This is a genomic window from Streptococcus sanguinis (assembly GCA_013378335.1).
Lineage (GTDB): Bacteria > Bacillota > Bacilli > Lactobacillales > Streptococcaceae > Streptococcus > Streptococcus sanguinis_I.
The window spans coordinates 1-13,088 of sequence record CP040556.1 but is presented as its reverse complement, the minus strand read 5'-3'; the positions used below and the strand labels follow the sequence as shown (position 1 = coordinate 13,088).

Sequence of the window (13,088 nt, the reverse complement as noted above, 5' to 3'; positions counted from 1 at the left end):
ACCTTTATTTTGTATAAACTTCTTCTTTTAAAATACCAATATATGGAGTATTACGATAGTTCTCATTGTAATCTAGCCCATATCCAACAACAAATTCATTTGGAATTGTGAAACATGTATAATCTGCATTGATTTCAACAATACGCCCTTCTGGCTTATCCAAAAGTGTAGCAATTTTCACTGATGCAGCATTTCTTTCTCTAAACAAATCGCACAGGCTTTTCAAAGTCTTACCAGTATCAATGATATCCTCAACAAATAGGATATCACGTCCTGTAATGTCTTGATCAATGTCTTTAATAACATTAATAACACCTGAGCTGGTAGTACCACCATGGTAGCTGGAAACCAACATAAAATCAAGCTCAATATGTGTATCAACATGCTTGATCAGCTCAGCCATAAAAGGCACAGAACCCTTTAAAATTCCAACAAAAATTGGATTTTTACCTTGGTAGTCTTTGGTTAATTGCTGGCCAAGTTTTTTTGCAGCATCCACGATTTCTTCATGGGAAATCAATATTTTTTTGATATCTTGTTCTAGCATAATTTTACCCATCTATTTTCTGAATATAAAGTACAGTACTCATTATATCACTTTTTAATGCCTTACTCAAATCACTGATAGCAATATTTAAGATTGCTAAAATTTGATGATTTTGTTCAACTACTACAGATGAATTCCGTTCTTCAAAGGAAACCTTCTTATCAATAAAAAGACGACGAAGTTTCTTGTGATGACCATTCAGCAAAATACTGTCTCCCTCTTTTCGGAAGCGGAGTGTCAGCGAAGTTTCACGCGAAACAAAAATTTTCTGGATATTTTCACCACTCAAAGGAATCCCGAATGAAAATCGATAATACCCAAACTCAATCAGATTCTCAAATTCTAACAAAATTGAATCCATTTTTAAATCGGGCTTACGACTGATTTTTCTAATTTCAAAACGCTGGTAATCTTTAACAAGCTCATAGTCTTTTTTCAAAATGTGCTGATAATTAGCCTTAGTCCGCAGGATGTTTAAAACCTCCTCAAACTGCTGCTTACTCAGATTCAGACCAGAAAAGTTTTCAAGATAGTTCTGCAATAGAAAACGTTGAACCTGGGGGATTTGCTGATGAAAGACTTGTAGATTTCTTATATCTAAATCACTGGTCAAGTGAGACAAAGCGATCTGCCAATCTTCAATTTCCTTGCCCAGATACCGCAAAGAATCCTTAAATTGTGGATTTTCTTTTTCTAGCTCCGGCAGATAAAGATTACGAATTCTATTTCTGAGATAGTCATTTTGAAAATTACTACTATCTTCAAAATGCTGAATATCTGGAAAGTCTGACTTATGAAAAGTAAGCAAAGGACGAATCAGCTCCCCGCAAGCAAAAGACTGGACAGCTTTCATACCAGACAGATGGCGAAGTCTAGCTCCACGCAGCACCCGCATAAAAACAGTCTCAGCTTGATCATCTGAGTGGTGGGCAGTTATCAAAGCAGTATAGTGCTCCTCCTGCATCACTTTCCCAAAAAAATCATAACGAAACTGCCGAGCAGCATTTTCTGAAAAATTACCAGAAAAACTTGATGTAAAAATCTTTACACCAAGCTGTTCCGCAATCTTTACTAATGCCTTTTCTTCTTGATCTGACTCTGGCCGCTGTTTGTGATTGACATGAGCAATCGCAAGCTCGATAGCCAGTTCTTTTTGAGAATCAATCAACAGCTGCAGCAGTGTCATAGAATCCAGTCCACCTGATACAGCAACCAAAACTTTTCGATGGTCTTGGAAATACTTTTTCTCCTGCATTTTTTTAAGAAATTCTTGCTTAATCATTTCAGGACTCCATAGACATCGTCTGCTATCTGGGAAATGTTATCGTAGGTTGCATTATTAGTAAAAATGACAATGATAAAAGGGGAATCTGCATAGACAATCGCAGCATCGTGCTTAAAATCATAGGCGTCGCCAATTTTATGAGCTACTTTAGCATCAATATTTTTAGAAATCCGCTGATTATCATAATTTGTCTGAGACAAGGCATCGATAATCATGCCATTTTGCTCATAGATAGCTTCCAAAACATTTCCAGCCATACGTGAAGAAGCCTGTCTTTCTTCCACATCCCATTTCTTTCCAGCAATTTTGTTGATAGTTTGCTGAAAATTTTTATCAGATTGATTGGTCGCATAATAGCCTAAAATATTGTGGGCGACATTATCTGATTCTTTGGCCACTCGATTAATCAAATCCTGAACTGAATATTCCTTGTCATCAGCTGACTTAGCAATGCTGCCACTTCCTTCTGGTTCATAAGCACCTGCAAAATCATTAACTGCTCCAATATACTTGAACTTCTGATCTAAGGAAAGTTTTTTCTGATCCAGCTGTTCCTGTACATAGTAAAGATAAGGCAGTTTGGTCACACTGGCCGAATACATCTCTTGATCTTGGTTGATACCTGCTTCTTTGCCAGTGTCCAGCTGTTTGACATAGATAGAGTAGTCCGCTTTGTTGTACTTACTGCTCAGAATTTCTTGAATCTTGTCCATTCGATTATCAGTCTCATCCAGAAATTCCATAGAAACCCAGCCCTGTCCTTCAATCTGGGCATAAGTTCCTTTGACAGTCTGGACAATTTGAACAATCGTCACTTTTGTATATGGAGCTAATGTTGTATTGACTTTTTTAGCTCCGTTGATATTGGCTTTATCATAGAGAATGAAGCCGGGTTTCAGCCACATTTCTTGATGGATATCTTGAATTGACTGGACAGTATCTTCGTAAATTGTGTTTTTGTCCGCTATCACAAACTGCCCATTTTTCAGCTTGAAAATCGGAACTCCTTCTTCATTTACATAAAATCCTGTTATCTGGATTGGCTGGTCTGGAACCAGTTTTCCAGCAGTCTTACTCAGAGTAGAATCTGTAAATGTAGGAGTTTCTTCATAAACATTAGGATTTGTCGGGATGCTATCATAATAGCGTCCATACGTAGTGCTCGTAAAATGATATTTTTCTTCCTCGTCTAATACGAAATCTTTTTCGGTACTAATAACTGTGATACTGCTAAATAAAGCTGGCAGCAAAAATATCAGTAACAAAAACTTACGCATGTTTTCCCCTTTCCTCTTGATTTTCTTGAAGTTTCAAAGCTTGATTTTTTTCAGACAGTTCTTCTAATTTCTCATCTGAAAAGGCCAAGAACTGCTCAATGGTTTTTAGTAAATCTTCCATAACTACTGTGGTAATAAATCTGGGATAGTATAAATGTACTCCCCCTCTTTTGAAAAAGAGTATTTAGCGCGTGCATACTTAGCCGCATAGCTATCATCTTTTAATTTGGCTGCTATATCAGATTGATAGACCTTTTCTTCACTGAGCGTCTGGTATTTCTCCTGAAGTTTAGAATACTGTTCACGACGCTGCAGCAAGGTTTGATAGCTCTGGTATAAATTATAGGTAGGTAGAATAAATAAGAGGATAACCAAAATCAGAACCCAGCCCATAAAACGGTTGCGTTTCCGCCGTTCCTGATCCACATATCTGCGGCGTTGATTTTCATCTTGAATAAAACGATTATTGAGTTGGACGATATTTTTAGGCATTTTCTTCTATCCTTGTTTCCCTGACGATTTCATACATCTTAGCTGCATCTTCTTTTTTAGTACTGTCTTTCATCTCCAGAACCTTTACAGTCAAGAGTTTATTACCAAAGCGTACTTCAACCAAGTCATCCACTTTCAAATCTGTTGAGCTCTTGGCCAAGATACCATTCACCTTTATCCGACCCTTGTCAGCTACTTCTTTAGCCACTGGACGTCGCTTGATAATCCGTGACACTTTCAAAAATTTATCTAATCTCATCCTATTACCTCATTTTCTCTTAATTTATTATTCTACCATTTTTTGAGAAAAATAGAGCTTAAAAAGCCAAACTTCACTGAATTGTAACCTTTATTCTGCCTTGCGCTGTTTAATTTCCAGCATCTTTTCTCCAAAATTAACCAGACCTTCTAAAATCTCATAATCTTTTTTATTCTTTACATCAAAAATCACTTCAATCAAGCCATTTTTTTCGCCAATTCGAGCCTTTAAATTCGTCATCGAAAGTGCTTCAAAATAGTCCTGCGTCAGATAAAGCTGCTGCGAAATTTTCTCAAAATGAATAATTACTGCATTCTGCTGGCGTTCCACTGACTTTACAAAAGCCTGATCTAAATAAGACTTAGCAAGTCCAATCTCCAACAGATAGGCTACAACATCAGGATACTCCCCAAAGCGATCAATCAATTCATCCTGTAGATTTTTATAGTTTACACGGCTGTCAATCTCACGAATTCTCTTGTAAATTTCAATCTTCTGTCTTTCATCAGAAATATAGTCACTAGGCAGATAGGCATCAATCTGCAGATTAAGCTCTGCATTGCTTTTTTTGCGCTTGTTTTCTCTGCCCTGCTTTTTAGCAATGGCCTCTTCTAGAAGCTGTGAGTACATCTCAAAACCAACAGAATCAATAAAGCCAGATTGCATACTTCCTAGAATATTGCCAGCTCCTCGAATAGACAAATCTCGCATAGCAATCTTAAATCCAGAACCTAACTCTGTAAATCCTTTAATAGCCTCTAGACGCTTTTCAGAAACTTCTGTTAAGATCTTATCTGGTCTGTACATTAGATAAGCGTAGGCAATCCGATTGCTGCGGCCAACCCGTCCACGAAGTTGATACAAGGTTGACAGCCCCATATGATCAGCATTTTCTACAAACAAAGTATTGGCATTGGGGATATCAACTCCAGTTTCAATAATGGTAGTGGTCACCAAAATATCGTATTCTCTATTAATGAAATCCAGTAAAGTATTTTCTATACGAATCTCACTCATTTGGCCATGAACATAGCCTATAGAAGCTTCTGGGATTAACTCTCTTAACTCTGAAACTTTCTGTTCGATTGTGTCAACCTTGTTGTAAAGGTAGTAAACCTGTCCACCTCGGTCTATTTCACGTAAGACAGCTTCTCGAATCACTGTAGGATTGCTTTCTAAAACATAGGTCTGAACAGGATAGCGATTGGTTGGTGGGGTCTCAATGACTGACAAATCGCGAATCCCTAGCATAGACATATGAAGAGTTCGAGGAATAGGAGTTGCTGTCAAGGTCAGGACATCAACTTTCTTTTTCAATTCCTTTAATGTTTCCTTATGCTTAACTCCAAAACGCTGCTCTTCATCAATGATGATCAAACCTAAATCCGCAAATGCTACATCTTTGGATAAGAGTCGGTGGGTTCCAATGATAATGTCAACTTGTCCCTTCTGCAGCTTCTCCAGAGTCTGTTTTTGTTCTGCCTTACTCCTGAAACGGCTGAGTACCTCAACATTGACCGCAAAATCATTAAAGCGTTCTTTAAAGTTAGTATAGTGCTGCTGGGCTAAAACCGTTGTTGGCACTAATACAGCTACTTGTTTATGATTATTGACAGCCTTAAAAGCAGCCCGCATAGCTACTTCTGTTTTCCCAAAGCCTACATCACCAACTAAGAGGCGGTCCATCGGACGGCTGCTTTCCATATCCTTCTTCACTTCCTGAACACTTCTTAGCTGGTCCTCTGTTTCAACATAAGGAAAATCATTATCAAATTCCTCTTGATTGGAATCATCTGCTGAGAAAGCAAAGCCTTTTAGCTGGCTGCGTTCAGCATATAGTTTAATCAAATCATCAGCAATATCCTGAACCTGATGCTGAACTTTTTGCTTACTCTTCTGGAAACGACCGTCATTTAGCTTATTTACCTTAGGTGTTTTTCCATCGCTGGCAACATACTTTGATAGGAGATCAATCTGGTCAACTGGAATCGAAATACGATCAGAATTTTGATATTGAATCGTCAGATAATCACGGTGGACACCAGAGATTTCAATCGTTTCTATTCCCAGATAACGTCCTATCCCATGAATATTATGGACAACATAATCCCCTTTTTCTAGCTCATTATAATCTTTCAGTCGTTCAGCATTGGAGATATTCTGACGCCGGATTTTTCGTTTTATTTTCTTATGAATAATTTCGTGCTCTGTAATAAGCACAATTTTCTCATCTACGAAATTAAAGCCCTGAACAAGATTTCCTTCTATAAGCTGAACTGCATTTTTGTGAATGTCATCCTCTTTTATATAGTCTAAATGAATATCATATTCCTGTAAATTTTTATGTAAACTTTGTAAACATGTCGAAGAATTTGCTTGTAAAATTATTGTATAGCCAGATTTTTTATAACGATTAATTTCTTCCTTAAGCAAGGGAAACTGACTGAAAAATTCTTGCATTGGGTACTGATTGAATTGATACAAAGCATCAAATTTCAGATTTCCTAAACCTTTTTGAAAGCTTGAAAAGAAGGTCGCTGGTTTATATTGACGATAATCTTGGTACTTATCTGCAAAATATTTCTGACTTGATAAAGCTTTACAATTTTGTAAATCATCTGTCAATAATCCAGCTGTTTCCAGTTCAAATTGAGCATGCCGATCCACTATTTTTTGAAAATCATCAAAAAACACAGGGCTATGAACAGGTAAATAGTCTAAAATAGTCCATTCTTTCTGATAAAAATAAGAAAGGAATTTACGAATATCTGCATGATGAAACCCCTCTTTGGCACTGATTAGTAACTCTTCTAAGTAAGATTTCAAAGCAGGATCAACAGCTTTTTCTAAAATTACTTCCAGATTTTCTCGTCCTCTAGCATAATCTTTCTCAGAAAGCAGGATATCAGAAGCAGGTTTAATCAAAATACTTTCTATGTTCTCAATTGAAGTTTGATTTTCTGGATTGAAAATCCGAATACCGTCAATTTCATCTCCAAAAAACTCCAGTCGATAAGGGGACTCTGCTGAGCGCTCAAAAATGTCTAAGATATCTCCTCTTAGACTATATTCTCCCTGACTTAAAACTTGAGACACTTTCTTGTATCCTGATCTTGACAACATCTTTACAAGACTATTTAGGTCATATTCTTGTCCAACTGTCAAATTTATGTTGGTCTTTTTGAAATCAATGGGATCAGGCAAGAGTAATTTGCTAGCTGCGACATTAGTAACTAGAATTCCAGACTTTTGATGGTCTATTAAAAAGTTCAGAGCATCTAATCTCGAAAATATTTTTTCCTGTGACGCAAAAACAAATTCTGCTATAGGAGTATCATCTGCTAAGAAAGTATAGACCTTGTCTTCTCCCAACAAAGAAATCAAATCACTAGCCAAACGATCTGCTTCATTTTGACTAGAAGTCAGCACAAGGATTTTATCCGCTTCTTCTAATCCAGCCGCTATAGTAATCGCTTTTGTTGATGCAGACAATCCCATTATCAACTGTCTGCTGCTTTTATGGAGATTTTTCTTCCAATCTGAAATTTGCTGGTTTTGACAAAATAAGTCAATCAGGTTCATTTTATTATCCATTGTATTTCTGCATTGTTTGTTCAAAATTGCCTGACTGTAAATAATAATTTACAGCGTTGTCAACTTTATCAAGAGTATTCAGAATCATTATATAATCATCTTTATCAAATTTTCCTAGAACGTGGTGGACCACTGTCATGCCTTCTTTTGGACGGCCGATACCTATCTTTATCCGTTTGAACTCTTGACTTCCAATGTGTTTGATAATAGATTTAATACCGTTATGACCACCAGCTGAACCCTTGCTGCGCAAACGAATCTTACCAACTTCCATATCTAAATCATCATAGATGACCAATAAATCCTCTATATCTAAACCATAGTATGCCAGTAATGCTTGAACAGCCTTTCCACTCTCATTCATAAATGTAGTTGGTTTGACAAAATAGACTTTTTCACCATTCAGAAAAGTAGAGGCGATATCTGCTTGAAAGATTTTATCAGCTGTAAATTTTAAATCAAGATCTTTACAAATCTTGTCAACTAGCATAAAACCAACATTATGTTTGGTTTCAATATATTTTTCTCCTGGATTTCCCAGACCGACTATTAACTTTACCATTTTTCTCCTTTATAAAAGCCAAAAGGGCTGGAAAAAAATTTCCAACCTAGAATTTTTAGACTTTACAAATACTTTACACATTAAATCTAAATTCCATAATATCGCCATCTTGAACGATATATTCTTTTCCTTCTTCGCGCAGACGTCCAGCCTCTTTAACTGCTTTTTCGCTACCATAGTTCACTAGGTCATCATAAGACATAGTGACTGCTCGAATAAAGCCTTTTTCAAAGTCTGAGTGAATAATGCCAGCTGCTTGCGGAGCTTTCATTCCACGCTTAAAGGTCCAAGCACGCACTTCCTTTTCACCAGCTGTAAAGTAGGTTCCAAGTCCCAACAGATGATAAGCTGCTCTGGTCAGTTTATCCACACCTGATTCTGTCAAGCCGATAGCTTCCAGAAATTCTGACTTATCATCATCATCCAATTCAGAAATCTCTTCCTCTGCACGCGCTGAAATGACAACAACTTCAGCATTTTCTGTTGCTGCAAATTCACGAATCTGCTTCACATAGTCAATATTATCTGGATCAGCCACCTCATCTTCACTGACATTGGCCACATAGAGAACTGGCTTAGTCGTTAAAAGAAAGAGTCCTTTGACGATTTTTTGCTCTTCTTCTGTGAAGTTAATTGTACGAGCTGACAGACCATCTTCCAGGACAGGCTTAATTTTCTGTAAAACATTAAATTCTGCCACTGAATCCTTATCTTTTTGAGTACGAGCCATCTTCTCTACACGCGCATAACGTTTATTAATACTTTCTAAGTCTGCTAAAATCAATTCTAGATTAATGGTCTCAATATCTGCCATTGGATCTACAAATTCAGACTCACGGCCCTGTTCCCGCATGACATTTTCATCATCAAAGGCACGTACTACGTGGACGATAGCATCTACTTCACGGATATTGGCCAAAAATTTATTCCCTAGCCCTTCTCCTTTTGAAGCACCTTTCACAATTCCAGCAATGTCGGTAAATTCGAAGGTTGTTGGAACTTTCTTCTGTGGTTTGATGAGTTCTGTTAATTTATCCAAACGTGCATCCGGAACTTCTACCCGCCCGACATTTGGATCAATTGTCGCAAAAGGGTAATTAGCTGCTTCTGCACCTGCTTTTGTAATTGCATTAAATAAAGTTGACTTACCAACATTGGGTAAACCAACGATTCCTGCTGTCAAAGCCATTCTTATCTTCTCCATTCATCTTTTCAATCCAAACCATTATACCATAAATCCTTATCCTAAACAGCGGATTTGAGTTATTTTTTCTAGCTTTCTTTACAGAAGTGTAAAATAAACTGAAGATAAAAATGATATAATATAGATATTATTCTTACTAAAGGAGTTCCACATGAAAAAGAATACTTCTAAAACACTTTTTCTTTACTTCCTTGCGTTTACTGCTTTGTTTATTTTAACTGCCTGCAGCAGTCCTAAAAAGGCTTATTTCCAATTAATTGACCAAAATACTAAGAAAAATAGTCGCATCATTTATGAATACAACAATGATGAACTTCTTATACAACAAATAAACAATACTTTCTACTATGAACCAATTGGCTTGACAAAAGACACTGCTAAAGAGCAGACAGAAGCCTATGCTAAATCTATCAAAGATGTCAAAGGGTTGACTCATGAAATTGATTACAAAGATGAATATTTGACCGAAAAAATTACAATTGATTTTAGAAAAGCTGACATCGAAGAGCTACAAAGAAAACATCTTCTTCAAATATCAGGTAATCAAAAATTAAGTTACATAAGTTATAAAGAAAGTGCTAAAACACTTGAGAAAAAAGGCTATAAAGAAGTTAAAGACGGTAAATTTGAAGATCTTAAATAAAAGTAAAAGAGTCTGGGACAAAAGTCCAACCTCAAATATAAAAAGCGAACAAAACTAGTTTTCTGGTAATCAGAATTCTGCTTCGTTCGCTTTTCGCATTTAATTATAGATTTGAAGGGCTTAATAATTAAGATTTTTAAAAATTGAAATCCTTTTGTCCCAAACTCTTTTTGATTGAAAATAAGAAAAAAATCTAAATCTGATCTTCAGCAATGCAAATTAGTTTTCCACAATAGCATTTACAATGAGTTTTCGTCTAATCAATTATTTTCTTCATTTTTCTTTCAAAATCGTGACGACTCATCATCACAAGATGTTCACAATTGGTGCAACGGATTTTGATATCTGCACCAACCCTTGTGATTTCCCAGCGATTCGCCTTTTTCCCAGTCGCTTTTATGGTGCAGGCATGGGGCTTTTTCATTTCTACAAAATGACCAATTTCATACATTTTTTTCTCCTTTCAAGGAACTATCATAGTCCAGGAAGAAATATTAAGAATCTATCATACTTTGTAAATGAAAAGAGCTTAGGACCAAGAATTAAAAATCTGTAACTTGGCCCACTGCTTTTCATCTTAATTAGTTCTGACAGGTGTAATCAACTGAATAAAGTTTTCTGTGTCTTCACTCGGTACCAAGGTGAACGGGCGGACAGATGAGATAAAGCTAATCGTTACTTTTTCACTGTCAATGGCCTTCAAAGCATCAATCAAATAAGTTGGATTAAAGCTAATGGTCAAATCTTCTCCAGTTACACTTTCTGTATCAATTTCTTCGTTAACACGGCCGACCTCTGGTGAATTTACATGGGCACTGACAATACCGCCTGCAATCTCCAGTTTAACTGTTCCATTCTGTGTGGCATTAGACAAGAGACGAGCGCGTTCCATAGCTGCACGCAAATCAGATGTATTAAAAGTAAGGACACTTGTAAATTCAGTCGGAATCAAACGATCTGTATCTGGATAATTTCCTTCCAAGAGGCGGGTATAGAAGCTAATATTTTCGCTTCTGAAAAGAATTTGATTGTTAGCAAAGAAAACCTCTACCGTTTCAATTTCATCGGTAAAAACAGCAGTAAATTCCCGTAAAGAGCGACTTGGAATAACTACGTCGAAATTATCTCCGTTTTTCTCCAGAGTAATTTTCTTTTGACTCATTCTGTGGGAGTCTGTCGCAACAGTCTTCAAAGAACGGTTATCTGTCAAAACAAAGTGAACACCAGTTAAAATTGGACGGCTTTCTTGAACACTAGCTGCAAAAGCTGTTTCGTTAATGACATCTTTAAGAATTTTTGTTTCAAGAACCAAGGGATTGCTGGCAGAAATTTCCTGGATGCGTGGATACTGGTCAGCGTCTTTTCCTTTCAGGGTAATCTCTGATTTGCCGCTAGTCAAAACGATTTGTTTTTGTTCAATTTCTTTAAAATCCAAAATAATATCTGGCAGGCTGGAAACAACATTAATAAAGAAAGTAGCTTCTAATAAAATTGAACCGGTTGAGTTGACAAGCAAGCCTGCATTTTCATTTTGAGTAGAAATAAAGTTTTCAATCGACACTTGGCCATTTGAACCGATTAAGGTGATTCCTTCTTTGGTTACATCGATTTTCACAGTAGAAAGGATAGGAATTGCATTTTTATGACTGATAGCCCTTTTAGTAGTATTTAACGCTTGTAAGAAGAGATTTTTATTAATAGAAAAATGAATCATAGGATCTCCTTTTTATTTATTTATGATTATAAGATTAATAGTAATAGTAGTTTATGTGAATTCTGTGGAAAAATAGCTTGGTTCTTATTCTAACAAGTTTTGAGACTTGTTCACAAAGTGTGGATAAGTTTTGAAAAAAATCTGTAGTTTTCCACACGCTATTTAATTTTATTTTTGATGCTTTCAATTTCTAAACGCAAATTGTCGTCTGATTCAATCATGGTTTTGATTTTTCCATGTGCATGGATAACAGTCGTATGGTCTTTCCCGCCAAATTCACGACCAATTTTAGGCAGACTGTTGTCAGTTAGCTCACGAGTCAGATACATAGCTACCTGTCTAGCTAAAACGATATTTTGCACTCGACGACTGCCTTTCATCTCTTTGACACTAACACCATAGAATTTCCCAACTTCAGACTGAATCTTATCAATCGGGATAACTGTTACCTGACTTGAATCCTGCTTGCGTGCTCGAATAGCTTCCGCAGCGATATCAATAGTGATTTCTTTCAGATGACGAACTCTAGCGATGAGGCTGATGTCATTCAAAGCACCTTCCAAGTCGCGAACATTGGAGTCGAACTGACCCGCAAGATATTCTAAGGTATCATTCGGGAAAATATAATCCAAATCTTCAATTTTGTTTCGCAGAATTGCAATTCGTGTTTCAAAATCTGGCGGTGTAATATTCTGAGTTAATCCCCATTTGAAACGTGTCACCAAGCGTTCTTCCAAATTGTCCAGATGATCAGGACTGCGGTCACTAGTTAAAACAATCTGTTTATTTTCACCATGAAGAGCATTGAAAGTGTTGAAAAATTCTTCCTGAGTTGAAACCTTTTTTCCTCCTAAAGATTGAATGTCATCAATCAGCAGAAGATCTAGACTGCGATAGATTTTTTTAAAGCTATCCATCTCTCCCAATCTTAAATGTTCTAGAAAGTCGTTAATAAAGGTTTCAGCAGGTATGTACTTAACACGCGCATCTGGAATATTTTCTAAAATCTGATTGCCAATAGCGTTTAATAAATGAGTTTTGCCCAGGCCAGGTCCTCCATAGATAAAAAGAGGATTATAGGTTGTGGCTAGATTCTCAGATACTGCTAAGGCAGCAGCTTTAGCCCAGATATTTCCGTCTCCCTGAACAAAATTGTCAAAGGTATATTTTGACTTTAATCCAGTATCAATAGGTGGCAAGCTTGGCTGAACAGTGCTGATTTGAGGACTGGTTACTGCAGATTTCGGTGTATCAATGTTAGTTTCTTCTTCAAAAATATACTTTCCAGCAATCTGATCATTAAAAATCTCAAATCCTGCAGTAAGAATAACTCCTACTAAGTTTTGCTCCCAAAATAGTTGTTTTACTGGACTATCCAGGAAAATAATAGCTTGTTTTTCTTCAACTTTGACAAGCTTGGCTTCAGCAACAAAGAAATCATAAGTTGTCTGTTTTAGCTGAGCATGAGCCAATTCTAAAATACGATTCCAAAAGTCCTGTTCTTTGGTCAT

13 protein-coding genes are annotated in these 13,088 nt (G+C 36.6%); 1 reads left to right on the top strand and 12 read right to left on the bottom strand.

Annotated elements, in window-relative coordinates:
- Positions 1-4: 4 nt before the first annotated feature.
- From hpt to ychF, 9 genes are all read right to left on the bottom strand, one after another.
- Positions 5-547 (bottom strand): hypoxanthine phosphoribosyltransferase, encoded by a 543-nt coding sequence (gene hpt, locus FFV08_00065; GenBank protein QLB53247.1) that lies wholly within the window; start codon positions 545-547, stop codon positions 5-7.
- Between the two features lie 4 nt (positions 548-551).
- A complete protein-coding gene (gene tilS / locus FFV08_00060; protein ID QLB51236.1) occupies positions 552-1,829 on the bottom strand; it encodes a tRNA lysidine(34) synthetase TilS in 1,278 nt (425 codons plus the stop codon).
- A complete protein-coding gene (locus tag FFV08_00055) occupies positions 1,826-3,109 on the bottom strand; it encodes a serine hydrolase (GenBank protein ID QLB51235.1) in 1,284 nt (427 codons plus the stop codon). Before FFV08_00055 ends, tilS begins: the two co-directional genes overlap by 4 nt.
- Entirely contained in the window at positions 3,102-3,230 is a 129-nt protein-coding gene (locus FFV08_00050; GenBank protein ID QLB51234.1) for a hypothetical protein, read from the bottom strand. The genes FFV08_00055 and FFV08_00050 overlap by 8 nt, the downstream gene beginning before the upstream one ends.
- A 2-nt stretch (positions 3,231-3,232) precedes the next feature.
- Positions 3,233-3,601 carry a septum formation initiator family protein gene (locus tag FFV08_00045; protein ID QLB51233.1) on the bottom strand — a complete coding sequence of 123 codons (369 nt, stop codon included), beginning with the start codon at positions 3,599-3,601 and terminating at the stop codon, positions 3,233-3,235.
- Positions 3,594-3,860: an RNA-binding S4 domain-containing protein gene (locus FFV08_00040; GenBank protein ID QLB51232.1), complete on the bottom strand. Its 267-nt coding sequence runs from the start codon at positions 3,858-3,860 to the stop codon at positions 3,594-3,596. The genes FFV08_00045 and FFV08_00040 overlap by 8 nt, the downstream gene beginning before the upstream one ends.
- A gap of 90 nt (positions 3,861-3,950) precedes the next feature.
- On the bottom strand, positions 3,951-7,454 hold the full coding sequence (gene mfd / locus FFV08_00035) for a transcription-repair coupling factor (GenBank protein ID QLB51231.1): 3,504 nt from the start codon (positions 7,452-7,454) through the stop codon (positions 3,951-3,953).
- Entirely contained in the window at positions 7,447-8,016 is a 570-nt protein-coding gene (locus FFV08_00030) for an aminoacyl-tRNA hydrolase (protein QLB51230.1), read from the bottom strand. The genes mfd and FFV08_00030 overlap by 8 nt, the downstream gene beginning before the upstream one ends.
- Before the next feature lie 73 nt (positions 8,017-8,089).
- Positions 8,090-9,205, bottom strand: coding sequence for a redox-regulated ATPase YchF (ychF, locus tag FFV08_00025; GenBank protein QLB51229.1), 1,116 nt, complete (start codon positions 9,203-9,205; stop codon positions 8,090-8,092).
- A gap of 166 nt (positions 9,206-9,371) precedes the next feature.
- Between ychF and FFV08_00020 the strand changes: the two genes are divergently transcribed.
- Positions 9,372-9,863, top strand: coding sequence for a DUF1307 domain-containing protein (locus FFV08_00020; protein QLB51228.1), 492 nt, complete (start codon positions 9,372-9,374; stop codon positions 9,861-9,863).
- A 256-nt stretch (positions 9,864-10,119) separates the two neighbouring features.
- Here FFV08_00020 and FFV08_00015 read toward each other — a convergent pair whose 3' ends face one another.
- The 3 genes from FFV08_00015 to dnaA form a co-directional block, all read right to left on the bottom strand.
- Positions 10,120-10,314 (bottom strand): DUF951 family protein, encoded by a 195-nt coding sequence (locus FFV08_00015; protein QLB51227.1) that lies wholly within the window; start codon positions 10,312-10,314, stop codon positions 10,120-10,122.
- Between the two features lie 126 nt (positions 10,315-10,440).
- A complete protein-coding gene (gene dnaN, locus FFV08_00010; protein ID QLB51226.1) occupies positions 10,441-11,577 on the bottom strand; it encodes a DNA polymerase III subunit beta in 1,137 nt (378 codons plus the stop codon).
- Between the two features lie 158 nt (positions 11,578-11,735).
- Positions 11,736-13,088: a chromosomal replication initiator protein DnaA gene (gene dnaA, locus FFV08_00005; GenBank protein ID QLB51225.1), complete on the bottom strand. Its 1,353-nt coding sequence runs from the start codon at positions 13,086-13,088 to the stop codon at positions 11,736-11,738.

Bases quoted from the DNA above. Each gene is read 5' to 3' on its own strand.
- dnaN (QLB51226.1), bottom strand. From the start codon at position 11,577: ATGATTCATTTTTCTATTAATAAAAATCTCTTCTTACAAGCGTTAAAT.
- dnaA (QLB51225.1), bottom strand. From the start codon at position 13,088: ATGACCAAAGAACAGGACTTTTGGAATCGTATTTTAGAATTGGCTCAT.
- FFV08_00020 (QLB51228.1), top strand. From the start codon at position 9,372: ATGAAAAAGAATACTTCTAAAACACTTTTTCTTTACTTCCTTGCGTTT.
- FFV08_00045 (QLB51233.1), bottom strand. From the start codon at position 3,601: ATGCCTAAAAATATCGTCCAACTCAATAATCGTTTTATTCAAGATGAA.
- FFV08_00050 (QLB51234.1), bottom strand. From the start codon at position 3,230: ATGGAAGATTTACTAAAAACCATTGAGCAGTTCTTGGCCTTTTCAGAT.
- FFV08_00040 (QLB51232.1), bottom strand. From the start codon at position 3,860: ATGAGATTAGATAAATTTTTGAAAGTGTCACGGATTATCAAGCGACGT.
- FFV08_00030 (QLB51230.1), bottom strand. From the start codon at position 8,016: ATGGTAAAGTTAATAGTCGGTCTGGGAAATCCAGGAGAAAAATATATT.
- ychF (QLB51229.1), bottom strand. From the start codon at position 9,205: ATGGCTTTGACAGCAGGAATCGTTGGTTTACCCAATGTTGGTAAGTCA.
- FFV08_00055 (QLB51235.1), bottom strand. From the start codon at position 3,109: ATGCGTAAGTTTTTGTTACTGATATTTTTGCTGCCAGCTTTATTTAGC.
- mfd (QLB51231.1), bottom strand. From the start codon at position 7,454: ATGGATAATAAAATGAACCTGATTGACTTATTTTGTCAAAACCAGCAA.
- FFV08_00015 (QLB51227.1), bottom strand. From the start codon at position 10,314: ATGTATGAAATTGGTCATTTTGTAGAAATGAAAAAGCCCCATGCCTGC.
- hpt (QLB53247.1), bottom strand. From the start codon at position 547: ATGCTAGAACAAGATATCAAAAAAATATTGATTTCCCATGAAGAAATC.
- tilS (QLB51236.1), bottom strand. From the start codon at position 1,829: ATGATTAAGCAAGAATTTCTTAAAAAAATGCAGGAGAAAAAGTATTTC.